This window comes from Frankiales bacterium, from assembly GCA_016125335.1.
Classification (GTDB): Bacteria; Actinomycetota; Actinomycetes; order S36-B12; family CAIYMF01; genus Longivirga.
The window spans coordinates 67,508-92,655 of sequence record WGLY01000021.1 but is presented as its reverse complement, the minus strand read 5'-3'; the positions used below and the strand labels follow the sequence as shown (position 1 = coordinate 92,655).

The window sequence follows — 25,148 nt, the reverse complement described above, 5'->3', positions numbered from 1 at the left end:
CAGGCATGCCCGGGATCGTCGAGTACTGCGCGCGCTGCGGCGAGGACCGCGGCGCGGGCGACCACCTCGCCTGCGACGCCGCGCTCGTGCTCGAGCCGCCCCGCTACTGCACGCAGTGCCGGCGTCGCATGGTGGTGCAGGTGGTGCCCACGGGCTGGACCGCCCGGTGCTCCGAGCACGGCGAGACCAGCGGGGGCGACACGATCGACCCGCTGGTCTGACCGCCGCGCGTCAGACCCGGACCGTGCCGGACGCCTTGGTCCACGACGCGTCGGGCAGGATCCGCACCTGGTAGTTGCCCGAGGACAGGTACCGCCGGCCGAAGCTGAACGCGCCCTTCGCGCTGATCTTCGCCGTGGCCACCTTGTGCGTGCCCTTGTAGAGCGCTGCGGTGCCGTAGCGGCGCCCGGCGACGCCGGACACCGTGGTGCTCCCGCCGTAGCGGGCGACCCGGGTGCGCAGCGTGGGGCTGACCTTCACCAGCCGCGGCGAGGTGCTCGACTTGCCCACGAGCACGTCCGGGATGACCGAGAAGCGGAACCACGTGTTGCGCCCGAGCTTGAAGGTCTTGCCGTTGCCCGGCCACGGCTCGCCCGGCCAGGGCACGGTCGTCGCGCCGCTGGTGACGATCCACGGGTGCCACGTCCGGCCGCCGTCCTGCGACCACTGCACGGCGCCGCGCTCGATCACCTGCGGTGCGTCGGCCAGGGTCTGCCCGCCGACGGCCTTGAGGTAGGCGCCGTAGGCCGAGAACACCGCCTGGCCGCCGGTCTTGACCACACCGGTGGAGAACAGCATCACCGCCTTCGAGGTCGCCGTGGGAGAGGAGGCCTGGTGCGCGGAGAACGTGGCGGGCGCCGCGGACACGGGGGTGTACTGCGTCGTGTGGTTGCCGTCGGTGCGCGTGAGCACGTTCGTGGTCCACGCCACGAGGTTGGACGACGTCTGCGCCACCGAGCTGCTGCCGCTGTCGGTCCAGGCCCACCAGGTGCCGTCGAGCAGGCGCAGCTGGTAGGCGTTGTCGAGGTCGCCGGACGCCGCGGCCGGCACGTTCCCGCTCGAGGAGGTGTCGACGTACGACCAGCTCCACTCCTCGCACGACGGGGTGCCGGCGACGTTGCAGATCGGGAAGTAGAGCGTGCTGTCGTCGCTGAACACCGGCCGCTCGGGCAGCAGCTCCTGCACACCCGAGGCGGTGTCGTAGGACACCGTCCAGTCCGGGGCGCCGGGGTTGGCCGTCGCGAGCGAGTCGACCTCGAGGCGCGACTTCTGGATGGTGCTGCCCGAGGCCGTCACGAACACGCCGGCGACCGAGCTGGCGCTCGGGGAGACCGCGAACCAGGTGAGCAGCTCGGCGCCGGTGGCCGGGGCCAGCGGCGCGTTGAGCGTGAGGCGCGTGATCGCCGAGGTGCTGCGGTCCCAGCGGTAGACGTCGCCCTCGCTGACGAACCACACGCTCGAGCCGTCCGGGGCCACCACGGGGTTGGCGTCCACGATCGAGGCGAGCACCTGCGTGGCACCGGAGTCGGACACCACGAGCCCGTGCGCCATGTCGTAGTACGGCGCGCTCGGCGGCCCCGACGCGCCCACGACCGCCACGACGCTGCCGTCGGAGGAGGCGTCGAGCTGCCCGGAGACGAAGCCCCCGGTCGAGACGGGCTGGGTCTCGGTCGCGTCCGGGTCGCCGACGTGCATCGAGCCGTCCGTCGCGTCGACGTAGACGACGTACGGACCGGCGCCGAGCGCCTGGACGGGCGCGGCGGAGAGCAGGGCGAGGCCGAGGCCGGCGGCGAGTGTGGCGGCGAGCGCGGCGCGGCGGCGCGGGCGCGGGTGGGTCATGCGGTCCCCCGTGTCGTGGGCGTCCCGCGGGGTGCGGGACCACGGCGGATGGTGCCACGACCCGCATGCCGACGACACCCTCACGTGGGGGGTCCCGGCGCGCCGTCCACCCGGGCGGCCGCTCAGGGTCAGATCGTGGTGCGGGCGGCCGCCTGGGCCCAGTACTTGTCGCCGGCGGAGATCACCTTGTAGGTCCCGCGGTAGAGCACCCGGCTGCCGAAGCTGAAGTCGCCCTGCGCGGTGATCTTCGCGGTCGCGATCTTCTGCAGCGACGACCCGCGCACGCGGTAGAGCGTGACGCCGCCGTACCGGCGTGCCACGTGGCCGTAGACGATGTGGCGGATGCCGCTGGACTTCACGCTCAGGCCCATCCGCGGCACCACGACCACGAGCGACTTGGCCGAGGACCCGGGCCGGGTGAGGTAGTCGCCCGAGTAGCTCCACCACACGTAGGTGTTGCGCGAGAGCGTCGGCGTGTAGCCGAGGTAGGTGGCCGAGCCGGCCTGGAAGGCACCGGAGCCCGAGGTGGCCTGCGACCCGACGAACTGCGTGCCCACCGCCTGCCAGTGCAGGGTGCCGGCGTCGACCTCGTCGGCGTAGGCGTCGCTGTAGGTCGAGCCCACGGCCGGCTGGAGGTAGAGGTTGTAGCCCCAGAAGGCCGGGCGCTTGCCGGACAGCACACGCTTGGCGGAGAGCACGAGGTGCGCGTGGGCCGTGGCGCGGTTGGCCGCCGACGGCATCGGCGCCGGCGTGGACGACGTCGGGACGTACCGGTAGCTGGTGTCGCCGTTGTCGCGGGGGCCCGACAGCGGCGTGGGCGCCGTGCCCAGGTCGGTGGTGGAGCCGGCGGTGGACGTCAGCGGCGAGCCGGCGGTGTCCTTCCAGGCCCAGTAGGTGACCGGGCCGCTGCCCATGGCGTGCACGTCGTAGTAGTCGTCGAGCGCCGGCACCGCCGTGGTGGCCGAGGTGCGCGGCCCGGACGACGGGATCGTCGCGCTGACGGCGGACACCGCCGTGGGCGAGCTGCCCGCGGCGAACTGGTACTCGTCGTAGAGCAGCGTGGTCTCGTCGGTGAACGTGAACGTGTTGCTCAGCGGGGCGGTCTTGTCCGAGCCGCTGGTGTCGTAGGTCTTCTGGAAGTAGGGCTGGGTGGCACCCGCCTGCGTGAGCAGGTACGCCGCCACGACGCGGTCGCGGTGGTTGGTCACCGCGCCGGAGCCGTCGACGGTGTCGTTGTGGAACAGCACCGCGGCGTGCAGACCGCCGGGCGACACGGCGAGACGGGTGGCGATCTCCAGCGGGCCGCCGGCCAGCGCCGGGGCGGCCATGGTGGACGCGGTGCCCGAGATGGCGCCGGTGGTCTCGTCGTAGGACGCCGTGAACTTGTGCAGCACCCCGCCGCTGAGCCACCACACGAACTTGCCGTCCGAGCGGCGGATCACCGGGTTGGCCTCCCACGAGGTGCTCAGCACCCGGCTCGTGACGGGGTGGCCGGGCCCGCTGCCGCGGTGCACCAGCACGAGGCCCGTGGTGGAGTCGAAGCCGTCGTCGACGACGGGGCCGTGGCGCAGGCCGACGACCCAGGTGTCGCCGGACTCGGTCATGTCGTAGCTGTAGGTCTGGTAGTGCCCGGAGGTGGGCGTGAGCGCGACCGGCGCGGGGCTCGATCCGGTCGCGGGGCCGGACCAGAGCACCTGGTCGCAGGTCGTCGCGTCCCCCGTGGAGCACTCGATGTAGCCGAACTGCGGGGTGTCGACCACGGCTTGCGCCGTGGCCCCCGGCAGGGTGGCCGCGGCGATCCCGGCGGCGGTGAGCAGGACCGTGGCGCGTGCGATGCGCGCCCGACGGCTGAAGGTCACGTGATCGTCTCCCCGGAGCGTCCGTGCAGCTGGTCGGCGGCACGACCGTCCGACGTCGCGCCGTCGGCCATCCTGGCACGCCCGCGGCCCGGCGTCCGCCCCCCGTCCGATCACCCGGGCGGGTCGGCGCGACCCGGTTCGCTCAGCGGGGCGTCAGGCGGAGGCGGCCGGGTCGACGCTGCTCGTGCGCCCGGGCAGCCCGGCGGGACGGTAACGCGCCTGGAGCAGCCGCACCCCCGTGCCGGACCGGGCCTTGGCCTCGAGGAGCAGGGTGTCCGCGGCGTGCAGCGCCGATTCGGCGTCGGGGCGCTCGTCCGGCGCCACGAGCAGCACCCCGATCGTCACGCCCACGGTCGCCGGCGCGCCGCGCACGGCGATCGGCTCCTGGAGCGACTCGGTGATCCGCCGGGCGAGGTGCTCGACCCCCGGCTCGCCCTCGATCGCGGCGCACGCGACGACGAACTCGTCGCCACCGAGCCGCGCCACGGTGTCCTCGCGGCGCACGGCCCAGCGGAGCCGGGCCGCGACCTCCACGAGCACGGCGTCGCCGACGTCGTGCCCGCGCGTGTCGTTGACCTGCTTGAACCGGTCGAGGTCGAGGTAGAGGACGGCGGCGTCCTCGGTGCGGCCGCGCACGGAGAGCTGGGCCTCGAGCCGCTCGAGCAGCAGCCGCCGGTTGGCCAGCCCGGTGAGCGGGTCGCTGGTGGCGAGGTCCCACAGGTGCGCCTCGCGGCGGGTGCGCGCCCGGGCCAGGCCCACCGCCACGGCGGACACCGCGAGCCACGCCACCAGCCGCAGCCAGAACGTGGTCAGCGGGCCCTGGTCGGTCGCGAGGCCTGCGGCCAGCGCGAGGGCGAGCCCGAGCACGGCGAGCCCTGCCGTGGCCCGGGGGGTGGCGAACGCGGCGGCCGCGACCACCCCCACCCACAGGAACGTGGTGGGCACGACGTCGGGGAACCGGACGCCGAGGGCGGCGACGACGACCATGCCGGCGCCGATGGCCAGGACGCGCACGTTCCAGGCCCGGCGGGGCCGGCGCCCCTCGGGGCCGCCGAGCGTCTCCTCGCTCATGACCGTCCTGTCGACACACGGGCCCCCGTGCCTGAGCCCCCGGACGGGCGGTGCCGCCGCGCGGGCGGACCGGCCGGCCGCCTCGGCCCAGCGGGTGCGGAACATCCCGGCAGGGTCGAGGGTTGGGGCGAGCGCCAGCATCCCATGTCGAGGAGGAGCCATGCCCGTTCGTGACGCGACCACCCGGTGGACCGGTGAGCTGCAGACCGGCTCGGGGGTGGTCACCCTCGACTCGAGCAACGCCGGCGAGTTCCCGGTCACCTTCCCCAGCCGAGCGGGCGAGCCGGACGGCATGACCAGCCCGGAGGAGCTCATCGCGGCCGCGCACTCGGCCTGCTACGCGATGTCGCTGTCCAACGGCCTCACCCAGGCCGGCACGCCCCCCACGAGCCTGTCGGTGAGCGCCGAGGTCGAGCTCGGCCGTAACGACACCGGGCTCGCCATCGTGGCCGTCCGGCTCACCGTCGACGGCACCGTGCCGGGCGCGACGCAGGAGTCATTCGCGGAGGCCGCGGCCGCCGCCAAGGCCGGCTGCCCCGTGAGCAAGGCGCTCGCCGGCGTCCCCGACATCACGGTGACGGCCACCCTGCTGTAGAAACGGGGAATGCGGGACAATAGTTGAGCATTGAACTACCTGTTCCGCACGTCCCGCCCGACCCCAGGAGGAGCCATGCCGGCGGTCACCGTCGACGACATCACCGTGCTGCCGCGGGTGAGGCGGCCCGATCCCGGGCTGGCCGCGCCGCGTCCGGTCCGCAGCGTGACGACCGCGCCGAGCGGCCTCGAGGGCGAGGGCTTCCCGGTGCGCCGGGCGTTCGCGGGAGTCGACCAGTCGCTGCTCGACCCGTTCATCATGATGGACCAGATGGGCGAGGTGGAGTACGCCGCCGGCGAGCCCAAGGGCACGCCCTGGCACCCCCACCGCGGGTTCGAGACGGTCACCTACATCATCGACGGCGCGTTCATCCACCAGGACTCGCACGGCGGCGGCGGCGTCATCAGCGACGGCGACACGCAGTGGATGACCGCCGGCAGCGGCCTGCTCCACATCGAGACCCCGCCCGAGGCCCTCGTGGTCGCCGGCGGGCTGTTCCACGGCCTCCAGCTGTGGGTCAACCTGCCCCGGGCCGCGAAGTGGAACGACCCGCGCTACCAGGACCTGCGGGCCTCGCAGGTCGCCCTGCTCACCAGCGACGACGGCGGCGCCCTGCTCCGGGTGATCGCGGGCGAGCTCGGCGGCCACGCCGGTCCGGGATCCACGTACACCCCGATGACGATGGTGCACGCCACCGTGAGCCCGGGGGCGTCGATGACGATCCCGTGGCGGCGCGACTTCAACGCGCTCGCCTACGTGCTCTCCGGGCGCGGCACGGTCGGCGAGGAGCGCCGGCCGGTCCGCACCGGGCAGCTGGCCGTGCTCGGCGACGGCGGCAGCCTCACCCTCGCGGCCGACTCCGCGCAGGACGGCAACGCCCCGGCCCTCGAGGTGGTGCTCCTCGGCGGGCAGCCGATCCGCGAGCCGGTGGCCTGGATGGGCCCGTTCGTCATGAACACCCAGCGCGAGCTGATGCAGGCCTTCGAGGACTTCCAGGCGGGCCGCCTGGGCACCGTGCCGGCCGACGGCATCCAGCCGTTCCGCGTCTGACCCGCAGCACCGCACGAACCTCTGCCGCACCCGTCGCCACCCGGCGACGGCGTGCGGCAGAGTCGTCCTCCGTGACCTCCCGGCCCACCTCGCCCACGCCCCACGCCGTCCTGCGCAGCCCCGGCGCGGTGGTGGTGCTCACCCACGACGACGCCGTGCCCCAGGTGCTGCACTGGGGCGCGCCGCTGCCCGAGGGCGCCGCGCTCGACCTGCTCGACCCGGGCGGCACGGCCGTGCCCCAGGGCGGGCTCGACGACGTCCCGCCGCTGTCGCTGCTGCCCGAGCGCTCGCGCGGCTGGTCCGCGGGCGGCGGCCTGGACGCCCACCGGCCGGACGGCACCGGGTTCGCCCCGCGGCTGGTGCGCACGTCGAGCGAGGCCGGCGGCGCGTCGCTGCGCTGGTCCGGCTCGGACCCCGCCGCGGGCGTCGCGGTGGACCTGGAGGTCTCGCTCGACGCCCACGGCGTGCTCGCGGTGACCTGCTCCGTGCGCAACGAGGGCGACGACGTGCTCGTGGTCGCCGGGCTCGCCCCCGTGCTGCCGGTGCCCGCGCGGGCGGTCGAGGTGCTCTCGCTCACCGGCCGCTGGGCGAAGGAGGGGCAGGAGCAGCGCACCACCCTCGGCCGCGGCGCCGTCGTGCTCGAGAGCCGCCGGGGCCGCACGTCGCACGAGTCGGCGCCCACGCTCCTGGTGGGCACGCCGGCGTTCCGCGAGCAGTCCGGCGAGGTGTGGGCGGCGCACCTGGCGTGGAGCGGCGACCACGCCGTGCGGGCCGAGGGGCTGCCCGACGGCCGGCGCACGCTGTCCGTGGCCGAGCTGCTGCTGCCCGGCGAGGTCCGGCTGGCCCCCGGGGCGACCTACGACGCGCCCCCGGTGCTCGCGGCGTACTCCCCCGACGGCCTGGGCGGGATCAGCGACGCGTTCCACGCCCACGTGCGGGCCCGGCCCACGCACCCGCGCACGCCGCGCAAGGTGCTGCTCAACACCTGGGAGGCCGTCTACTTCCAGCACGACCTCGAGCGGCTCCGCGCGCTGGCCGACGTCGCGGCCGAGGTCGGCGTCGAGCGGTTCGTGCTCGACGACGGCTGGTTCCGGGGCCGCGACGACGACACCTCGTCGCTGGGCGACTGGTACGTCGACGAGCGCTCCTTCCCGGACGGCCTCGGCCCCCTCGTCGACCACGTCACCGGGCTGGGCCTGGAGTTCGGGCTCTGGGTGGAGCCGGAGATGGTCAACCCGGACAGCGACCTGTTCCGCGCCCACCCCAACTGGGTGCTCGGCGTGGCCGGGCAGGAGCCCGTGCTCGGACGCCACCAGCTGGTGCTGGACCTCGCCCGCCCGGAGGTGTCGGCGTACCTGCTCGAGCGGCTCGACGCGCTGCTGTCCGAGCACGCGATCGGCTACCTCAAGTGGGACATGAACCGCGACCTCGTCTCCCCGGGCGACGCGCACGGCGCCGCCGGCGTCCACGCGCAGACCCTCGCCCTCTACGCCCTGCTCGACGAGCTGCGCCGGCGGCACCCGGGGGTGGAGATCGAGTCGTGCGCCTCGGGCGGCGGCCGGGTCGACCTGGGCATCGCGGCACGCACGGACCGGTTCTGGACGTCGGACTGCAACGACCCGCTCGAGCGCGCGCGGATCCAGCGCACCTTCACCTACCTGCTGCCGCCCGAGCTCATGGGCGCGCACGTCGGGTCGGCCTGGTCGCACACCACCGCGCGCACGCACGTGCTGCCCTTCCGCGCCGCGACGGCGCTCTTCGGGCACCTCGGGTTCGAGTGGGACCTCGCCTCCGCCTCGGCCGAGGACCGCGCCGGGGTCGCCGCGGTGATCGACGTGCACAAGCGGTTCCGGCCGCTGCTGCACGGCGGCCGGGTCGTGCGCGCCGACCACCCGGACCCTTCGGCCCTCGTGCACGGCGTCGTCGCCCACGACCGCTCGGAGGCGCTGTTCTGCTACGCCCAGCTCGGCTCCACCGACGCCACCACCCCCGTCCCCGTGCGGCTGCCCGGCCTCGACCCCGCACGCCGCTACCGGGTGGAGCGGGTGCCGCTGCCGGGGGCGATGTGGTCGCCGGGCAAGCGCGTCCCCCCGTGGGTGGAGCAGGGTGCGGACGTCGAGGGCGCGCTGCTCGGCCACGTCGGGCTGCCGATGCCGGTGCACGTGCCGGAGAGCGCCACGCTCGTGCACCTCCTCGCGCACGACGTCCCGGGCTGACGCCGCACCCGTCGCCGGGGTTGGATGGCCGCATGAGCACACCGATCCCCGACGACCGGCCCGTGCGCTGGGGCATCCTCGGCGCGGGCGGCATCGCCACGTCCTTCTGCGAGGACCTCGTCCTGCTGCCCGACCACGAGGTGGTGGCCGTCGGCGCCCGCCACGCGGGCGCGCACGCCGCGTTCGCCGAGCGCTTCGGCGTCGCCCACCAGCACGCGTCGTACGCCGACCTGGTCGCCGACGAGGACGTCGACGTCGTCTACGTCGCCACGCCCCACCCGATGCACCACGACGCCGCGATGCTGGCGATCGAGGCCGGCAAGGCCGTGCTGCTGGAGAAGCCGTTCACGATGGACGCGGCGCAGGCGCGCTCGCTCGTGGACGCCGCCCGCGCGCGCGGCACGTTCCTGATGGAGGCGATGTGGACGCGGTTCCTGCCGCACGTCGCCGCCGTGCGCGACATCGTGGCCTCCGGCCGCATCGGCGAGGTGGTGCTGCTCACGGCCGACCACGGCCAGTGGTTCGAGGACGACCCCGAGTTCCGGCTGTTCGCCCCGGAGCTCGGCGGCGGCGCGCTGCTCGACCTCGGCATCTACCCGGTGTCGTTCGCCTCGATGCTGCTCGGCACGCCCACGACCGTCACCGCGGTGAGCGACCCGGCCTTCACCGGTGTCGACGCCACCACGTCGATGGTGCTGCGGCACGACGGCGGCGCCCACGCCGTGCTCACGACGTCGCTGCGCACCCGCTCGGCGTGCTTCGCCACGATCAACGGCCGCGACGGGCGCATCGACGTGCTCTCGACGTTCTACCGGCCGGCGCCCGTGCGCGTGACCCTGCGCGACGGCCGGCGCGACGGCGTCGTGGAGGAGATCGACATCCCCGTCGAGGGCAACGGCCTGCGGTTCGAGGCCGCCGAGGTGGGCCGGTGCCTGCGCGCCGGGCTGGCCGAGTCGCCGGTCATGCCGCTCGACGAGACGGTCGCGATCCTCGAGACCCTCGACGAGGTGCGCCGCCAGATCGGCCTGACCTACCCCGGGCTGTGACCGCGCCGGCGGCCTGACCTGGGACGACGCCGGCCGCGCGAGCGGCTGCCGCGCTCAAGATCCGGCCGGATCGGGTCGATGTCAGCGGGGACGTCCCCTGACGGAAGGCCACCCGGTGACCGCCGACACCCTCCCGCAGGCGCTGAGCCCTGCGGCCGTGACGGCCCTCGCCTCGCGCCTGGTCGACAACGTGTCCGAGGTCGTGCGCGGCCAGCCGCTGGCCGTGCGGATGCTGGCCGCCGCGTTCCTCTCCGGCGGCCACGTCCTCATCGAGGACACGCCGGGCAACGGCAAGACCACGCTGGCGCACGCGTTCGCCCGCTCCGTGGCCGCCGACTTCCGCCGGGTGCAGGGCGCCCCGGACCTGCTGCCCTCGGACGTCACGGGCTCCTCGGTGTGGAACCAGGTGAGCCAGTCGTTCACGTTCGTGCCCGGCCCGGTCTTCTCCCACGTGCTGCTCGTGGACGAGCTCAACCGCACGCCGCCGCGCACGCAGGCCGCGTTCCTCGAGGCGATGGAGGAGGGCACGGTCACCGTCGACGGCGTCAGCCACCCGTTGCCGACGCCGTTCACCGTGATCGCCACGCAGAACCCGCTCGAGCAGCACGGCGCCTACCCCCTGCCCGAGGGCCAGCTCGACCGGTTCGCGCTGCGGGTCACCCTCGAGCCGCTCTCCGAGGCCGACGAGCTGCGCGTGCTGCGGGACCAGGTCCACCACGCCACGGTCACCGACCTCCCGCCCGTCATCGACGTCGCCACCTGGCGCGCCTGCTGCTCCGCGGTGCGCGCGGTGTACGTCGCGCCCGTGGTGTCGGCGTACGCCCTCGCCCTGGTGCGGGCGACCCGCGAGCACCCGCGGGTGGCCCACGGCGCGAGCTCGCGCGCGGCCATCTCGTTCGTGCGGACCGCGCAGGCCTGGGCCGTCGTCCACGGCCGCGAGTTCCTCGTGCCGGAGGACCTCCAGGCGATCGCCCGCGCGGCGCTGGCGCACCGCGTCATCGGTGCCGGCGGCGATCCCGGCGACGCCCTCGACGACATCCTGGCCCGCGTCCCCGTCCCCCTCGGCGCCTGAGCCATGACGGCGGCCACCCGCTGCCGCAGCCGCCGGTCCCTCACCCGCGCCGGCACGTGGCTGCTCGCGGCGGCCACGGCCCTGGCCCTGCTCGGCTACGCCCGCGGCGACGTGTGGATGTACCTCATCTCGTGCCTGGCCTACGCCGGTCTCGTCGTGTCGTGGGTCGCCTCGCCGGTGCTGCCGCACGTCGACACCGCGCTGCTGCTGCCCGAGCGCGAGGTGGCCGGCGAGCCCACCCGGGCCCGGCTCGTGCTGCGCGCCGGCTCCCGGCGCGTCCCGCAGCACCGCCTCCGGCTGCTCACCGGCGGCGACTCGCTCGTGCTCGACCTGCTCGTCGACCCGCTGGCCCCGGGCGAGTCCCGCACGGTGCCGGTCGACCTGCGGCCCGACCGGCGCGGCACCCACACCGAGCGCGCCGTCATCGGCTGGACCTTCGCGCCGTTCGGCCTCGTGCGCCGGGTGCACGGCGACGTCTACCCGCTCGCCCGCACGGTGGCCGCCGGGATCGACGAGCACGTGCGGGTCGAGCCGGTCCCGGTCGCCGGCGACGGCGACCACGGCCGGCTCACGGTCGGACGCACGGGGCCGGACATCCACGCGCTGCGGTCGTGGACCTCCGGCGACGGCTCACGGGTGCACTGGCGCTCCACCGTGCGGCGCGGGGCGCCCGTGGTGGTCGACCGCGAGTCCTTCGAGCGCACCTCGCTCGTCGTGCTGGCCGGCCCCGCCCATCCCACGCCCGAGGCGGCCGACGCCGTGCTCGCCCGGGCCGCAGGGATCGCGCTGCGCGCGGTGCGCGAGGGCGCCGAGGTGCACCTGGTGTCCTCGCGCGGGGTCGAGAAGCTCACCGCCACCCGGCCCGCTGCCGTGCTCGCCTGGACCGCGGACGCCGAGCCCACCCACCGCTACGACTCGCCCGCCGAGCAGGAGGCGCTGCTCGCCGCGACCGACGGGCGCCTGGTCGTCGTGGGCTCGCCGGGCCTGGCCGGGCCGGGGTGGGACGCCTCGGCCGCGGCCTCCGGCGTCGACGTCGTGGTGGTGGAGGCCCCGCCGAGGCCCGCCGTGGTGCCCGACCCGCCCGTCGTCGTCGGCGTCTCCCGCCGGCTGGCCGTCGCGACGCTGGCCTCGCTGCTGTCCGGGCTGCTCGGCCTCGGGCTCGCCGGCATGCTCGAGCCGGTCCGCGCGCTCGCCTGGGGCGCCGGGCTCACCTGCCTGTGGTTCCTCGTGCTGGTGCTCGGCCTCCCGCGGGAGCGCTACCGCTGGGTGCGCCCGCTGCTCGCCGCCGTCGCCGTCGTGGGCGGCCTCGTGACCGCCGTGCACCAGGTGGACGGCGGCCGTCCGGCGGCGGGCGCGGCCACGATGGTGTGCGCCACGGCGCTGGCGCAGCTGCTGGCCGCGCGGACCCGCCGCGACGCCCTGGTGGCGCTGGGCATCGGCCCGCTCATGATCCTCACCGCGGCGGGGCTCGCCCCCGGCCCGGACGTGGTGGTGCCCACCGTCCTCACCGCGGCCGCGGTGCTCGCCGGGGCCGGCGTCGCGGCGCGAGAGGCGCTCCAGCCGGACCCGCCGGTGCCCGGTGCGCCCCCGCGGCCGGTCCCGGACTCGCTGGTGGGCCCCTCCGCCGCGGCGGTGCTGCTCGGCCTCGTCGCCTACCTCGTCCTGCCGCTGGGCGCCGCGCCCGCGCTCGGCGCGCCCCTGCTCGGCCCCGGGCTCGGTCCGTCGCTGGGCGCGCAGACCGCCGCCGAGCAGGCGGCCCAGGTGACCCCGACCTACTTCACCGGGGCCCTGAGCCTGGGGGCGCGCGGCCACCTGCCCGACACCCCGGCGTTCGAGGTCCCGCCGGGCACCGAGGGCCTGTGGCGCGCGCTCACGCTCGACGTCGTCGCGGACGGCACGTGGTACGCCCGGCCGGTGCAGGCGTCGTTCGGCGCCGCCCCCGGGCAGGCCATCGCCCTGCCGCCGGACCCCAGCGACGCCGGCCTCGGAGCGGGCGGCGCACGCAGCTACGACGTGCAGCCGGTCGGCGACGTCGGCGTGATCGCGCCGGGGCCGCCGCTGTCCGTGCGCGGGGCGACGTCGCTGGTGCAGCTGTCGACGAACGGCTTCTCCCTCGACGCCGCGGTGGCGCCCTACACGGTCACCGCTGTGCCGCGCACGGACGTCGACAGCCTGAGCGCGGCGGGGACCGGGCCGGACCTCGCGGACCCGGCCTGGACCCAGCTGGACCCCACGACCACGCGGCGCACGGTGCAGCTCGCGCAGTCCGTGACGGCCGGACTCGACGACCGCGTGCAGCAGGTGCAGGCGGTCGAGCGGTGGCTGCGCACCCACGTGCGCTACCAGCTCGACGCGCCGCTTCCGCCCGAGGGCCAGGACGCCGTGGACTTCCTGCTGTTCGGCTCGCGCGCCGGGTTCTGCGAGCACTTCGCCGCCGCGGAGGCGATCCTGCTGCGGTCGCTGGGGATCCCGGCCCGGCTGGCCACGGGCTACGCCGCCTCGGCCGGGCACCAGGACTCCCCCGACCGGCTCACCCTGCTCGCCTCCGACGCCCACGCCTGGGTCGAGGTGTGGGTGCCCGGCGACGGCTGGGTGACCTCGGACCCGACCGCCGGGTCGGCCCTGGCCGACCCCACCGAGTCGCTGGGCCCGGTGGGCCGGCTCGTCGCGCTGTGGCGGTCGCTGTGGTCGAGCGACACCGGCCGCCGCAACCTCGCGCTCGTGCTCGGCCTCGTCGCCGCGGTGGTCGCGCTGCTGGCGCTGCCGATGCGCCGGCGCCGCCAGGTCGCCCGGGCCCGCCGTGCGGCTCCGCCCCGCTCGCCGACCGTCGACCCGCTGCCCGCGTTCGGCCGCTACCGCGCCGCGCTCGAGGCCGCCGGCCGCACGCTCGGCCCGGGCGACGGGATCGCCGGGGTGCGTCGTCACAGCAGCGACCCGGACGTCCTCCGCGCGCTCGAGGTGGTCGAGCTCACGCTCTACGCCGAGCAGCTCCCGCCCAGCCACGTGCGGCACGCGGCGTCCGACGCGCTCGACGCCGCGGCAGCGGCGCTGGCGCCCGTGGGCGCGGCGGGGGTCAGTGCGCGAACGTCGGGGTGATCGTCGCCCGGCCCAGCGTGTGGAACGCGAGGTGGAAGCTGACGACGGTCGGGGAGACCGACGCGTCGACGCCGAGGCTGGGCACGTCGACGGCGTGCACCACGAAGAAGTAGCGGTGCGGCATGTCGCCCTGCGGCGGCGCCGCGCCGCCGTAGGCCGCCGCGCCGAAGTCGGTGCGCACGTGGAAGCCGCCGGGCAGGTCGGCGTCCGACGCGCCGGCGCCCCGCGCGAGCGAGCGGGTGTCGCCGGGGAGGTCGACCGCGCACCAGTGCCAGAACCCGGACGGCGTGGGCGCGTCCGGGTCGAAGCACGTGACCACGAAGCTCTGCGTGCCGTCGGGCACGTCGCTCCACGACAGCTGGGGCGAGCGGTTCGCGCCGCCGGCGGAGTCGTGGACGTGCTCCATCGGCAGGGGCTCGCCGGTGGCGACGTCCTCGCTCGTCACGGTGAAGGACGGCACGGGGGGCAGGTAGTCGTAGGGATCGACGGCGACGCGGCGTTCCAGGCTCATGGCGGCCTCCGGAGGCGGGTGGGAGCCCCTCCACCCAACCGCATCGGCGCGTGCGGCGCACCCCGTCCGACCGGTCCGGACCGCGCACCCCGAGTGGCGGTTTTCGGACCACGCCCCGACGCCAGGTGAGGCCGGCCTCTGTGCACGCACCTGGGGACAACATGGGGACGACGGCGCCTCGCCGGAGGACAAGCTGTGCACATCCTGTGCATCGCGGGGGGTCCCACGCCCCCGCGGAAAAACTTCCGCGAAACCCCTTGTGCCGTGGGCGAATGCGGGACTAGAACTACGCCCACGCCGAGCGAGACGGGCGGACCGACGGAGGCGACTCCGACGGAGGACGGAGACCGGGCGACCGGTCGCCGGCCACCGGGTCCGAGACCGGGCGCGAGGCCACGCCGAGAACGATCGGCGGACCGCCCCGCAGCTCCTCGGAGCAGCGGGGGCAGGGGCCCTCCTCCCCGGAGGTGGTCCCACGGACGACGTCCCGGGCGACCGGGCGGCGGACGGGGTCCGGCGGACGAGCACGGCGGCCGCCGATGCGTACGGCGGTCCGGCAGGTCCCTCCGGGGACCGGCCGCGACGGAGCGAGCGGGAGACCGCGAGCGAGTCGCCGCGACCGACGAGCGCACGGCATGCACGGACATCGGCTCGCGCGGCCCGGGGCAACCCGGCCGCACAGCCGGTGGACGTGCCGCGGGGCCCCTCGATCTCATACATCGAGGGGCCCCGCACCTGTCTGCGGCCGCGGCACGACCAGGTCCCAGGATGCCCCATGCGCCGCCGTGCCACGGCGCGACACGACGAGACGTCGCTCACTGCTCGCCGATCCGCCCCCCGCCGCTCGCCCGCGCGTCACCGCCGGTTCGCCGGCCGCCGCGGCCTGCGGCCCTAGGCTGCGCCGGTGACCGAGATGCCCGGGCGGGGCGGCGCGTGGGACTTCACCGGCCGGCTGCGCCCGGAGTACGCCCCGCGCCGCGACGGCGACGCCGACCCGGGCGAGGTCGTGTGGACCTGGGTGCCCTACGAGGAGGACCCGCGCACCGGCAAGGACCGGCCGCTGCTGGTGATCGGACACGACGCCGACGACGCCGCCACCCTCGTGGGCCTCATGCTCTCCAGCCGCGACCACGACGGCGACCGCGCCTGGTTCCCGCTCGGGGCCGGGGCGTGGGACGCCGGCCACCGGCCCAGCTGGGCCCGGCTGGACCGGCCGCTCGCGGTGCGGGCCGACGCCGTGCGCCGCGAGGGCGCGGCCGTGCCGGCCGAGGTGTTCCTGGCCGTCGTGGAGCGCGCCGCGCGCACGCCGCGCCGCCCCGTGCCCGCCGGTGCGGGCCGGCCGCCGCGGCGCCCGGGTCTGCTGGCCCGGCTGCGCCGCCTCATCCGCCGCCGACGCCCGGCTCGCCCCGGGCGGGCCCCGGCCCGTTCACCTCGGCCAGGCGCGCGAGCAGGAACCGGCGCTCCGCGCCGTCGTCCACGAGCCCGAGCGCCTCGCGGTAGGCCGCCGCGGCCTCCTCGGCCCGGCCGAGCCGGCGCAGCAGGTCCGCGCGGGCGGCCGGCAGGTAGTGCCAGGTCCGCAGCTCCTCGCGCCCGCGCAGGGGCTCGAGCAGGGCCAGGCCCGCCTCGGGCCCGCGGGCGAAGGCCACGGCCACCGCCCGGTTGACCTCCACCACGGGGCTGGGCCACGCCCCGAGCAGCCGGTCGTAGAGCAGCACGATGCCGGGCCAGTCGGTGCCGGCCCACGTACGCGCCTCGTCGTGCGCCCCGGCGATCGCGGCCTGGAGCAGGAAGCGTCCCGGCTCCGCGCCGGTGCGCAGGCAGGTGCCGAAGGCACGCGCGAGCACGGCGTCACCGCGCTCGATCGCGGCCCGGTCCCACCGCCCCCGGTCCTGGTCCTCGAGCAGCACCAGCGCGCCGGAGGCGTCCACGCGGGCGGCCCGCCGGGCGTCGGTGAGCTCGAGCAGCGCCAGCAGGCCGAGGGCCTCGGGCTCGTGCGGCAGCAGCACCGCGAGCACCCGCGCGAGGTCCAGGCCGCGACCGACGAGGTCCGGGCGCACCAGCGCCGGGCCGGGCGTGGCGTACCCGGCGGTGAAGACGACGTGGATCACGGTGAGCACGGCGTCGAGCCGCTCGGGCAGCTCGTCGGCCCCGGGCACGCGGTAGGGGATGGCGGCGGTCGCGATCTTCTTCTTCGCCCGCGTGATCCGGGCGGCCAGGGTGGGCTCGGGCACGAGGAACGCGCGGGCGATCTCGGCCGTGGTCAGGCCGCAGACCAGGCGCAGCGTCAGGGCGGCGCGCGCCTCGGGCGCCAGCGCCGGGTGGCAGCAGGTGAACACCAGCCGCAGCCGGTCGTCGAGGTCCACGTCGTCCTCCTGCGCCGCCGGGTCGTCGGCGGCCTCCTGCCGGGCCAGGTCCGGGTAGCGCGCCCGCAGCGCGGCCTCGCGGCGCACCCGGTCCAGCGCCCTCCTGCGGGCCGTGGTGGTGAGCCACGCGCCGGGCCGGGCGGGCAGGCCGCGCTCGCCCCAGGTGCGCAGCGCGGCCTCGAACGCCTCCTGGGTGCACTCCTCGGCCGTGGCGAGGTCGCCGTCGAGCAGGCGCGCGACGGTGGCGAGGACGAGCCCCCACTCCGTGCGGTGCGCCCGCTCGACGGCGGCGACGACGGCGTCCGGCGGGACGGTCACGCTCCGGCGGTCCCGCGCTCAGCCGGTGGGGACGACGGGACGCACCTCGACGGTGTGCGCCGGCAGCGTCGAGGCCAGCGAGAGCGCCTGGTCGAGGTCGGCGCACTCGACGAGGTAGAAGCCGCCGAGCGCCTCCTTGGTCTCCGCGAAGGGCCCGTCGGTCACCACGGGCGCCCCGCTGCCGCGCCGGACGGTCGTGGCCATGCTCGACGCGGCGAGCGCGTCGCCGCCCAGGATCGTGGCGCCCGCCGCCTCCACCGCGTGCCCCCACTCGTTGTGGGCCTTGAGCATCTCGTCCCACTGCTCGGGGGTGGCGTCGGCCATCGCGGCCTCGTCGCCGTAGATGAGGAACATGTACTTGGTGCTCATGCCGGGCCTCCTGCCCTTCGTCGTGGTCCCCCGCACCCCCACGACGCACAGGGTGACGCGGAATCGACAGCCCTGGCGGGGAATCCCGCGGACACCCCGCCCGGTGCTGCGACCGGCGGGACGGACCGCCCCGCGTTGGCTAGCCTCGCGGCGTGACGGAACCGGGTGGGCAGGACGACGCGCAGCGGGCCCTCGCCGCCCGCCTGGCCCGCATCGCGCTGCACGAGGAGCGGGTGCGGGCCAACCCCTTCACCGCGGTGATGCGCCGCCTCGGTCGCACGGCCGGCTTCGCCCGGGTCTACCGCCGGGTCGGCCCGGTGATCGACCCGCGAATCCGCAGCTGGCGCGACGGCCGGGTGATGGCCGCGGTGTACGGCATCCCCATCCTCGTGCTGCACACCACGGGCGCCCGCAGCGGCGCCCCGCGCAGCTCGCCGCTGGTCTACGTGCGCGACGGTGACGACGTCATGCTGCTCGGCACCAACTTCGGCCAGCCCAAGCACCCCGGCTGGACGGCGAACCTGCTGGCCCACCCGCAGGCCGTCGTCGACATCGGCCCCGAGCACCTGCACGTGCGGGCTGAGCTGGTCGACGACGCGACCTTCGAGCGGCTGTTCCCGGCGTTCGTCGCGGAGTACCCGGGCTACGCCGACTACCTCGGCCGCCGCGACGGGCTGGCGCCGCGGATGTTCCGGCTGCGCCCGGTGGCCTCGCCGGGCGACTGAGGCGCCTGGCCCGACGCCGCCCCGGCTGCCCGTAGCCTGGGCCGGTGCGCGCTCCGGTCCTGCGGGGGGCGGCCGTCGCCGCGGCCGTCGCCGTCGTGCTGACCGGATGCTCCGGTGGGTCGGGCGGCCCGACCGCCGCCGGCTCGGGCAGCACCCCGGTCCCGGTCACCTCGCCGGCCACGACCTCGGTCGCCGCGCACTCCTCCGCCTCCGGCGTGATCGCGCCCTCCGTGCCCCCGGGCGCCACGCCGACGAGCCGCCCCGGTGCCGTGCCGCGCGCGGACGCCGTCGTCCGGCCCGTGGGCGCCGCCCAGTGGGCCCGCATCGTCGCCGCCGGCATGGCCCGCCCCGGGTGCCCGGTCACCCGCGCGCAGCTGCGCCGCGTGGAGGTGGGCTTCTGGGGCTTCGACGGCCGGCCGCACCGCGGCGTGCTCGTCGTCAACGCCGACGTCGCGAGCAGCGTCGCCGCGGTGTTCACCGAGCTGTTCGACGCGCGCTTCCCCATCCGACGGATGCGGCCGGTGGAGTACTACCACGGCGACGACAACGCCTCGATGCGCGACGACAACACCTCGGCCTACAACTGCCGCTCGGCCGGCCAGGCCAACGCGCCGTCGACGGCGTCCCCGCACGCCAACGGGCGGGCGGTGGACGTCAACCCGCTCGAGAACCCCTGGCGCGACCCGCGCTGCGGCTGCTGGATGCCCAGCGCCGCGCACGCCGCGCGCCGGCCCGGGCCCGGCATGATCCTGCGGGGCGGCGTCGTGTGGCGGGCCTTCACGCGCGAGGGCTGGATCTGGCAGGACATCTCGAGCACGGTCGACTACCAGCACTTCGACACCGGCTACCCGAGCCGGCCGTTCCACCGTCGCACCGCCGGCTGAGCCGGACAGGCACGAGGCCCGCGCACCGGAACGGTGCGCGGGCCTCGTGGCGAGCGGTCGGCGTCAGCCCTTGACCGAGCCTGCGAGCAGGCCGCGGACGAAGAACCGCTGGAGGGCGAAGAACACGATCAGCGGGACGATGATCGCGATGAACGCACCTGCCGTCACCAGGTGCAGCTCGGAGCCGTACCGGCCCTTGATGTTGGCCAGGTAGACCGTGATCGGTGCCGTGTCGACCGTGCCTCCCGCGAAGGTGAGGGCGACCAGCAGGTCGTTCCACACCCAGAGGAACTGGAAGATCGCGAACGACGCGATGGCGGGCAGCGACAGCGGCAGCACGAGCCGGCGGAAGATGAGGAAGTGGCTCGCGCCGTCGACACGGGCCGCCTCGAACAGGTCCTTCGGCAGCTGGGCGATGAAGTTGTGCAGGAGGAACACCGCCAGCGGCAGCGCGAACATCGTGTGCGCGAGCCACAGCGGCACGAAGGACACACCGCCCTGCGGCCACAGGTCGTGGCCGATGAGCGGGATGCTCTGCACCATCTGCTTGACCGGCGGGATGAACCCCCAGCCCTTGTTGAACAGGGTCAGCAGCGGCAGCAGCGCCATCTGCAGCGGGACGATCTGCAGCGCGAAGATCAGCAGGAAGACCGCGTTGCTGCCCCGGAACTTCACCCACGCGAGGCCGTAGGCGGCCATGAGCGCGACCGCGAGCGGCACGATCGCCGCCGGGATCGAGATCACGAACGAGTTGATGAAGTAGGGCCAGATGCCCTGCGGGATGGTGTTGCCGCCGCTGATCACCTGCGAGTAGTTGTCGGCGGTGAAGTGGAACGGCGGGATGAAGGCCGTCCACCAGCCGGAGTCGCTCGCGTACTCCGACGGGCGGAGCGAGGTGACGAGCAGGCCGAAGGTCGGGATCGTCCACAGGATCGTGACGACGATGACGAAGGCCGTGGCCCAGGGGCTGGACAGGTTGCGGCGCATGGCCGAGGACATGCCCTCGCGGTTGTCCGGGCCGGCGGCCTTCGCGACTGCTTCCTCGAACTCGCCGGCGACGCCGGCAGTCTCGACGCTCATCGGATCTGCTGCTCCCTTCGAAGCTGCACGACGTTGTAGACGATGAGCGGGGTCACCGCCAGGAACAGCACCACGGCGAGGGCGCTGCCTCGGCCCTTGTCGAACTGCACGAACGACTGGGCGTACATCTCGTTCGCGAGGACCTGCGTGCCGAAGTTGCCGTTGGTCATCGTGTAGACGATGTCGAAGACTTTGAGCACCCCGATCGCGATCGTGGTGAGCACCACGACGAGCGTGCCGCGGATCATCGGGACGGTGACGCGGGTGAGCAGCTTCCAGCCGGTGGCGCCGTCGAGCATGGCGGCCTCGGTCACGTCCGTCGGGATCGCCTTGATCGCGGCCGAGAGCACCACCAGGGCGAACCCGGTCTGGATCCAGATCATGATCACCATGAGCAGGAAGTTGTTCCAGGGCTGCCACAGCAGCCAGTTGGGCGGATCGGACCAGCCGAGCTTGATCACGATGGCGCTGAGCAGGCCCACCTGCTGGTCGGTCACGGCCGGGTCGCGGTACTCGTAGACCAGGCCCCAGATGATCGAGGCGCCGACGAAGGAGATCGCCATCGGCATGAAGATGAGCGACTTCGGCAGCGACTCGCGGCGCATGCGGTCCATGAGCAGGGCGAGCATGAAGCCGAGCACCGTCGAGAAGATCGGCGTGATGATGATCCACAGCGCGGTGTTGCGCAGGAACACCCAGTTGTCCGGGGTCGTGAACGTCCACACGTAGTTGGTCAGGCCCACGAACTTCTTGCCGTTGGAGTCCTGGAAGCTGCCGATCGTGGTGAGGACCGCCGGCACCACGAGGCCGACGGTCACCAGGATCAGGGCCGGGCCCAGGAAGACCAGGCGGGCCATCCACGTCTGCAGGCGCCCCCGAGCGGCGCTGCCGAGGTAGAACAGGATGAGCAGGACGCCGAAGAAGAAGCAGATCCAGCCGGCGGCGAGCGACGCCTTGCCGAGCTCTTTCACGACGATCTCTGCGCTGAGGTAGAACAGCAGCAGCCCGCAGAACGCGAGCACGATACCGACGACGAGCTCGCCGGCCTTGATGCTTCTCACGCTGACAACCACCCTCTCGACACGTTCCGCAGGCAAAGCCGGTCGAGTCCCCACCCGGGTCGACGGGTTCCGGGTAGAGCGAGCCGGGGTCCGGGAGTGTTTCTACTACTCCCGGACCCCGGCCGTGTCACTTCTGACGTGCTCCGTCACTCAACGAGCGTGACGGGATCGATCCAGTGTCAGCTCGACGGCCAGGCGGCGTCGATGTTCTGCAGGGTCGTCTGCGTCGACTGGTCGGTGGCGAACCACGCGGTCAGCTGCTTCCACTCAGCACCGGCGCCGACGGCGGCGGGCATGAGGTCGGACGCGTCGAACCGGAAGGTGGCGTCGGTCTTGGTGAGGTACTGAGCCGACAGCTTCGAGATCGGGTCCTGGTACAGCGACAGGTCGACGCCGCTGTTGGCGGAGACCCAGCCACCGAGCTTGACCTTCTCGGAGGCGAACTCCGGCGACGAGAGGAACGTCTGGAAGGCCTGGACCTCAGGACGGTTGGCGAACGCGGTCACGAACTCGCCACCGCCGACGATCGGCGTGGGGATCGAGTCGCTGATCTGCGGCAGGTAGAAGGCGAAGATGTCGCCGTTCTCCGAGATGTCCACGTTCTTCTTGAACGACGGCCACTGGGCCGCGTAGAAGGACGCCTGCTGCAGCATGCCGCACTTGTTGGTGAGGATCGGCTTGCCGGCGTCCTGGAACGCCGTCGTCGCGATCGTCTTGACGTCGCCGAAGCCCGCGTTGACGTACTTCGGGTTCTTCATCCAGCCCGCGACGGTGTCCATCGCCTGGGTGATCTCGGGCGAGTCGAACTTGACCTCGTGCGAGACCCACTTGTCGTAGACGTCGCCGCCCTGCTGGCGGAGCACGACCTGCTCGAGCCAGTCGGTGGCCGGCCAGCCGGTGGCGCCGCCGGACTCGATGCCGCCGCACCACGGCTTGACGCCGTCAGCAGCCATCTTGTCCGAGAGCTTGAACAGGTCGTCCCACGTGGTGGGGACGGTGTAGCCCTTGGAGGCGAAGAACTTCGGCGAGTACCACACGAGCGACTTCATGTTGGAGCCGAGCGGGGCGCCGTAGAAGGTGCCGTCGACCGTGGCGTAGTTCTTCCACGCCGGGTTCCAGTACTTGTCGACGTTCTGCGCCACGGCGTCGGGCGCCGCGACGGGGCCGCCCTGCTGCACCAGCTTGGCGAGCAGACCGGGCTGCGGGATGAACGCGATGTCAGGAGCGTTGCCGCCCTGGATGCGGACCGGGAGCTGCGCCTCGAACTGGTCGCTGCCCTCGTACTTCACCGTGATGCCCGTGCACTTCTCGAACTGGGCCCAGGCCTGCTCGAACTTCTGCTGCTCGGGCGGCAGGATCGAGGTGAACACGGTGACCGAGGTGCCCGGGTACGAGCCGTACGAGGAGTACGAGGCGCACGCGGGATCGGTGTTGGTGGAGCTCGCCGCCGGCGAGCTGCTACCGGTGTCGGTGCTGCTGCCGCACGCGGCGAGCAGCAGCGCTGCCGCGACGCCGCCGATGACGGCGGCCGTGCGGCGACGGACGGGAACGGACATTCTGTCTCCCTCGAGCCGGTTGATCATCCGGGTGGCTGAAGCCCCGGAAGCTGTAAGCGTTTCGCATCCTTGCCCGTGACACCCCTGTAAGCAAGAGGTTTCACACAAGTTTCGGGCCTGCAAGCGATTACAAATTGGTCTCGGAGCGTGACCCGATGGAGCGCTCCCACGCCCGAGAGTAGCGCGCGGCGACCCCGATGTCCCGGGGTCGGCCGAGGACGCGGGAAGCATCCCCTCACGACCGTGGCACGAGGCCGTGCGGGGCGCCACCGCAGCAGCGGGCCAGGGCCCGACCGCGACCTGGTTGTGACCTGGCCGTGTCCGAGCCGCGCCGTCGGAGTCAGTCCCGCGGCAGCGGGCGCAGCTCGTCCGCGGTCGCGACACCGCTCCAGCGGGCGAGGTCGCCGGCGAGGTCGAGCCGCTCGACCGGGGCGCTGTCGGCGTACCGGCCCCACTCGGCGCGGGGGAGCATCCACATGACCTCGAACTCGTTGCCGTCCGGGTCGGTGCCGTAGAGGCTCTTGGTCGCACCGTGGCTGGACTGGCCGACCAGCGCGCCGAGCTCCGCGAGGGTCGCCTGCGCAGCCGCCAGCTCGTCGAGCGTGTCCACCTGCCACGCGAGGTGGTAGAGGCCCACGCCGCGCCCGCGCGGCGGCGCGTCCGGGCCGAGGCCGAAGAGCCCGAGGTCGTGGTGGTTGCCGGAGCGCGGCAGCCGCAGGAAGGCGGCGGCGGCGCGCGGCTCGCGCGCGACCACCTCCATGCCGAACGCCGCGACGTAGAACGCGAGCGCCCGCTCGAGGTCGGACACGAACAGCACGGCGTGGTTGAGCCGCACGGCGGGGATGGCCATGCGCCGATCCTGGGACGCCGGGGCGGCCACCACAAGGCCCGCCCCGGGCCGCGGCACGACAGGATCAGGGCCATGACCGCCATCCCGGCCGACCGACAGGACTCCTCGCCCTACGCCGACGCCGTCCGCGCGTTCGCCGACCAGGGCCGCGCGCGCTTCACGACGCCGGGCCACCAGGGCGACCACGACGCGCAGCCGATGCTCGCGCGGTGGCTCGCCGACGACCCGCTCGCGCTCGACGTGCAGCCCTCGGTCGACGGCATCGACCACGGCCCGGACAACCCGATGCAGCGCAGCCTCGCCCTCGCCGCCGAGGCCTGGGGCGCGTCCCGCACGTGGTTCCTCGCCAACGGATCCAGCCAGGGGAACCAGACCGCCTGCCTGGCCGTGGCCGGCCTCGCCGGAGGCGGGGGCGGCACCGTCGTCGCGCAGCGCAGCGTCCACTCGTCGGTCGTCGACGGGCTCATGCTCTCCGGGCTCGTGGCCGAGTTCGTCGCGCCGGACGTCGACCACGTCCTCGGCATCGCGCACGGCGTCAGCGCCGGCACGGTCGAGGCCGCCCTGCGCGCGCACCCCGGGGCCGTGGCGGTCTACGTCGTGTCGCCGTCGTACTTCGGCTCGTGCTCCGACGTCGCCCGCCTCGCCGAGGTGGCGCACGCGCACGACGCGGCGCTCGTCGTCGACGAGGCCTGGGGGGCGCACCTCGGCTTCCACCCGGAGCTCCCGTCCAACGCCGTGCGGCTCGGCGCCGACCTCGCCATCGCGTCGATGCACAAGCTCGGCGGGTCGCTGAGCCAGACCGCGCTGCTCCACCTCGGCCACGGCCCGTGGGCGCAGCGCCTCGAGCCCCTCGTGGAGCGCGCCTTCCGCGCGCTCCAGTCGACGTCGGAGTGCTCGCTGCTGCTCGGCTCGCTCGACCTCGCCCGCCGCCGGCTCGCGTCGTCGGGCGAGGCGGCCGTGGGCCGCAGCCTCGATGCCGTGGCGCGGTTGCGCGCGCGCATCGCCGCCGACGGCCGGTTCCGCGACGCGGGACCCGCGATGCTCGCATTCCCGGATGTCGTGGCGCTCGACCCCCTGCACGTGGTGATCGACACCCGCAGCGGCGGCATCAGCGGCCACGAGGCCCGCGCCCTGCTGTTCCGCGAGCTCGGGCACCACGTGGAGATGTCGACCGACGACGTCATCGTGGCGATCGTGGGCGCCGGGGCGGCCCACGACGTCGACGCGTTCGCCGACGCCCTCCTGGCCCTGCCGCGCGACGGGGGCGCGACGCGCGAGCACATCGAGCTCCCGGACCCCGGGCCCCGGCGGATGTCCGTGCGCGACGCCTGGTTCGCGCCCTCGGAGGTGGTCGCGGCCTCTGCCGCGGTGGGCCGGGTGTCGGCCGACAGCGTGGCCGCCTACCCGCCGGGGATCCCCAACCTCATGCCGGGCGAGGAGGTCACCGCCGCGACGCTGCACTTCCTCCAGCGCACCGCGGCCACCCCGCACGGCTGGGTGCGCGGGGCGGTCGACGACGCAGTGGGCCGCGTGCGCGTCGTCGCCGGCTGAGCACCCGGCCGCTGGCGCGAGCCCCGGGCGGAACGC

At 74.7% G+C, this 25,148-nt stretch carries 20 protein-coding genes and 1 pseudogene; 11 read left to right on the top strand and 10 right to left on the bottom strand.

Going from position 1 to position 25,148, the window contains the following annotated elements:
• Positions 1-5 precede the first annotated feature (5 nt).
• On the top strand, positions 6-221 hold the full coding sequence (locus tag GC157_12555; protein MBI1378296.1) for a hypothetical protein: 216 nt from the start codon (positions 6-8) through the stop codon (positions 219-221).
• A gap of 10 nt (positions 222-231) precedes the next feature.
• Here the strand turns inward: GC157_12555 and GC157_12550 are convergent, their stop codons facing one another.
• The 3 genes from GC157_12550 to GC157_12540 form a co-directional block, all read right to left on the bottom strand.
• Positions 232-1,839 (bottom strand): hypothetical protein, encoded by a 1,608-nt coding sequence (locus tag GC157_12550; protein MBI1378295.1) that lies wholly within the window; start codon positions 1,837-1,839, stop codon positions 232-234.
• Between the two features lie 128 nt (positions 1,840-1,967).
• Positions 1,968-3,698, bottom strand: a complete 1,731-nt coding sequence (locus tag GC157_12545; protein MBI1378294.1) for a hypothetical protein — start codon at positions 3,696-3,698, stop codon at positions 1,968-1,970.
• Positions 3,699-3,851: 153 nt separating this feature from the next.
• Positions 3,852-4,565 carry a diguanylate cyclase gene (locus GC157_12540; protein MBI1378293.1) on the bottom strand — a complete coding sequence of 238 codons (714 nt, stop codon included), beginning with the start codon at positions 4,563-4,565 and terminating at the stop codon, positions 3,852-3,854.
• 364 nt (positions 4,566-4,929) lie between these two features.
• Here GC157_12540 and GC157_12535 point away from each other — a divergent pair, with 364 nt between their 5' ends.
• The 6 genes from GC157_12535 to GC157_12510 all read left to right on the top strand — a co-directional run bounded on the left by GC157_12535 (position 4,930) and on the right by GC157_12510 (position 13,844).
• Positions 4,930-5,364, top strand: a complete 435-nt coding sequence (locus GC157_12535) for an OsmC family peroxiredoxin (protein MBI1378292.1) — start codon at positions 4,930-4,932, stop codon at positions 5,362-5,364.
• Positions 5,365-5,439: 75 nt separating this feature from the next.
• A complete protein-coding gene (locus GC157_12530) occupies positions 5,440-6,414 on the top strand; it encodes a pirin family protein (protein ID MBI1378291.1) in 975 nt (324 codons plus the stop codon).
• Positions 6,415-6,524: 110 nt separating this feature from the next.
• A complete protein-coding gene (locus tag GC157_12525; GenBank protein MBI1378290.1) occupies positions 6,525-8,630 on the top strand; it encodes an alpha-galactosidase in 2,106 nt (701 codons plus the stop codon).
• Between the two features lie 32 nt (positions 8,631-8,662).
• Positions 8,663-9,676 (top strand): gfo/Idh/MocA family oxidoreductase, encoded by a 1,014-nt coding sequence (locus GC157_12520; GenBank protein MBI1378289.1) that lies wholly within the window; start codon positions 8,663-8,665, stop codon positions 9,674-9,676.
• Between the two features lie 115 nt (positions 9,677-9,791).
• Positions 9,792-10,748: an AAA domain-containing protein gene (locus GC157_12515; GenBank protein ID MBI1378288.1), complete on the top strand. Its 957-nt coding sequence runs from the start codon at positions 9,792-9,794 to the stop codon at positions 10,746-10,748.
• 3 nt (positions 10,749-10,751) lie between these two features.
• The gene (locus tag GC157_12510; protein ID MBI1378287.1) at positions 10,752-13,844 is read left to right on the top strand and encodes a DUF58 domain-containing protein; all 3,093 of its coding nucleotides are present in this window, start codon (positions 10,752-10,754) and stop codon (positions 13,842-13,844) included.
• Here the strand turns inward: GC157_12510 and GC157_12505 are convergent.
• Positions 13,822-14,355, bottom strand: a complete 534-nt coding sequence (locus GC157_12505) for a YbhB/YbcL family Raf kinase inhibitor-like protein (GenBank protein MBI1378286.1) — start codon at positions 14,353-14,355, stop codon at positions 13,822-13,824. The genes GC157_12510 and GC157_12505 overlap by 23 nt on opposite strands.
• Before the next feature lie 913 nt (positions 14,356-15,268).
• On the opposite strand from GC157_12505, the pseudogene GC157_12500 reads away from it, so the two are divergent.
• Positions 15,269-15,616 (top strand): annotated as a pseudogene (locus GC157_12500) (hypothetical protein).
• A gap of 118 nt (positions 15,617-15,734) precedes the next feature.
• Here GC157_12500 and GC157_12495 read toward each other — a convergent pair.
• The gene (locus tag GC157_12495) at positions 15,735-17,036 is read right to left on the bottom strand and encodes a sigma-70 family RNA polymerase sigma factor (GenBank protein MBI1378285.1); all 1,302 of its coding nucleotides are present in this window, start codon (positions 17,034-17,036) and stop codon (positions 15,735-15,737) included.
• A gap of 18 nt (positions 17,037-17,054) precedes the next feature.
• The gene (locus GC157_12490) at positions 17,055-17,405 is read right to left on the bottom strand and encodes a hypothetical protein (GenBank protein MBI1378284.1); all 351 of its coding nucleotides are present in this window, start codon (positions 17,403-17,405) and stop codon (positions 17,055-17,057) included.
• A gap of 152 nt (positions 17,406-17,557) precedes the next feature.
• On the opposite strand from GC157_12490, the gene GC157_12485 reads away from it, so the two are divergent.
• Both GC157_12485 and GC157_12480 read left to right on the top strand, forming a co-directional pair.
• Positions 17,558-18,130 carry a nitroreductase family deazaflavin-dependent oxidoreductase gene (locus tag GC157_12485; GenBank protein MBI1378283.1) on the top strand — a complete coding sequence of 191 codons (573 nt, stop codon included), beginning with the start codon at positions 17,558-17,560 and terminating at the stop codon, positions 18,128-18,130.
• A gap of 44 nt (positions 18,131-18,174) precedes the next feature.
• Positions 18,175-19,014: a M15 family peptidase gene (locus GC157_12480; protein MBI1378282.1), complete on the top strand. Its 840-nt coding sequence runs from the start codon at positions 18,175-18,177 to the stop codon at positions 19,012-19,014.
• A gap of 63 nt (positions 19,015-19,077) precedes the next feature.
• On the opposite strand, the gene GC157_12475 is transcribed toward GC157_12480, so the two are convergent.
• The 4 genes from GC157_12475 to GC157_12460 all read right to left on the bottom strand — a co-directional run bounded on the left by GC157_12475 (position 19,078) and on the right by GC157_12460 (position 23,561).
• Positions 19,078-20,013: an ABC transporter permease subunit gene (locus GC157_12475; protein ID MBI1378281.1), complete on the bottom strand. Its 936-nt coding sequence runs from the start codon at positions 20,011-20,013 to the stop codon at positions 19,078-19,080.
• Positions 20,014-20,090: 77 nt separating this feature from the next.
• Complete coding sequence (locus tag GC157_12470) at positions 20,091-20,951, bottom strand: ABC transporter permease subunit (GenBank protein MBI1378280.1); 861 nt, start codon at positions 20,949-20,951, stop codon at positions 20,091-20,093.
• A gap of 383 nt (positions 20,952-21,334) precedes the next feature.
• Complete coding sequence (locus GC157_12465) at positions 21,335-22,711, bottom strand: extracellular solute-binding protein (GenBank protein ID MBI1378279.1); 1,377 nt, start codon at positions 22,709-22,711, stop codon at positions 21,335-21,337.
• A 340-nt stretch (positions 22,712-23,051) separates the two neighbouring features.
• Positions 23,052-23,561, bottom strand: coding sequence for a VOC family protein (locus GC157_12460; protein ID MBI1378278.1), 510 nt, complete (start codon positions 23,559-23,561; stop codon positions 23,052-23,054).
• Positions 23,562-23,633: 72 nt separating this feature from the next.
• On the opposite strand from GC157_12460, the gene GC157_12455 reads away from it, so the two are divergent.
• On the top strand, positions 23,634-25,112 hold the full coding sequence (locus GC157_12455) for an amino acid decarboxylase (GenBank protein ID MBI1378277.1): 1,479 nt from the start codon (positions 23,634-23,636) through the stop codon (positions 25,110-25,112).
• Positions 25,113-25,148 lie beyond the last annotated feature (36 nt).

Excerpts from the sequence above, each read along its gene's own strand:
- GC157_12465 (MBI1378279.1), bottom strand. The coding sequence starts at position 22,711 with ATGTCCGTTCCCGTCCGTCGCCGCACGGCCGCCGTCATCGGCGGCGTC.
- GC157_12535 (MBI1378292.1), top strand. The coding sequence starts at position 4,930 with ATGCCCGTTCGTGACGCGACCACCCGGTGGACCGGTGAGCTGCAGACC.
- GC157_12510 (MBI1378287.1), top strand. The coding sequence starts at position 10,752 with ATGACGGCGGCCACCCGCTGCCGCAGCCGCCGGTCCCTCACCCGCGCC.
- GC157_12530 (MBI1378291.1), top strand. The coding sequence starts at position 5,440 with ATGCCGGCGGTCACCGTCGACGACATCACCGTGCTGCCGCGGGTGAGG.
- GC157_12470 (MBI1378280.1), bottom strand. The coding sequence starts at position 20,951 with ATGGCCCGCCTGGTCTTCCTGGGCCCGGCCCTGATCCTGGTGACCGTC.
- GC157_12490 (MBI1378284.1), bottom strand. The coding sequence starts at position 17,405 with ATGAGCACCAAGTACATGTTCCTCATCTACGGCGACGAGGCCGCGATG.
- GC157_12475 (MBI1378281.1), bottom strand. The coding sequence starts at position 20,013 with ATGTCCTCGGCCATGCGCCGCAACCTGTCCAGCCCCTGGGCCACGGCC.
- GC157_12550 (MBI1378295.1), bottom strand. The coding sequence starts at position 1,839 with ATGACCCACCCGCGCCCGCGCCGCCGCGCCGCGCTCGCCGCCACACTC.
- GC157_12505 (MBI1378286.1), bottom strand. The coding sequence starts at position 14,355 with ATGAGCCTGGAACGCCGCGTCGCCGTCGATCCCTACGACTACCTGCCC.
- GC157_12555 (MBI1378296.1), top strand. The coding sequence starts at position 6 with ATGCCCGGGATCGTCGAGTACTGCGCGCGCTGCGGCGAGGACCGCGGC.
- GC157_12460 (MBI1378278.1), bottom strand. The coding sequence starts at position 23,561 with ATGGCCATCCCCGCCGTGCGGCTCAACCACGCCGTGCTGTTCGTGTCC.
- GC157_12520 (MBI1378289.1), top strand. The coding sequence starts at position 8,663 with ATGAGCACACCGATCCCCGACGACCGGCCCGTGCGCTGGGGCATCCTC.
- GC157_12455 (MBI1378277.1), top strand. The coding sequence starts at position 23,634 with ATGACCGCCATCCCGGCCGACCGACAGGACTCCTCGCCCTACGCCGAC.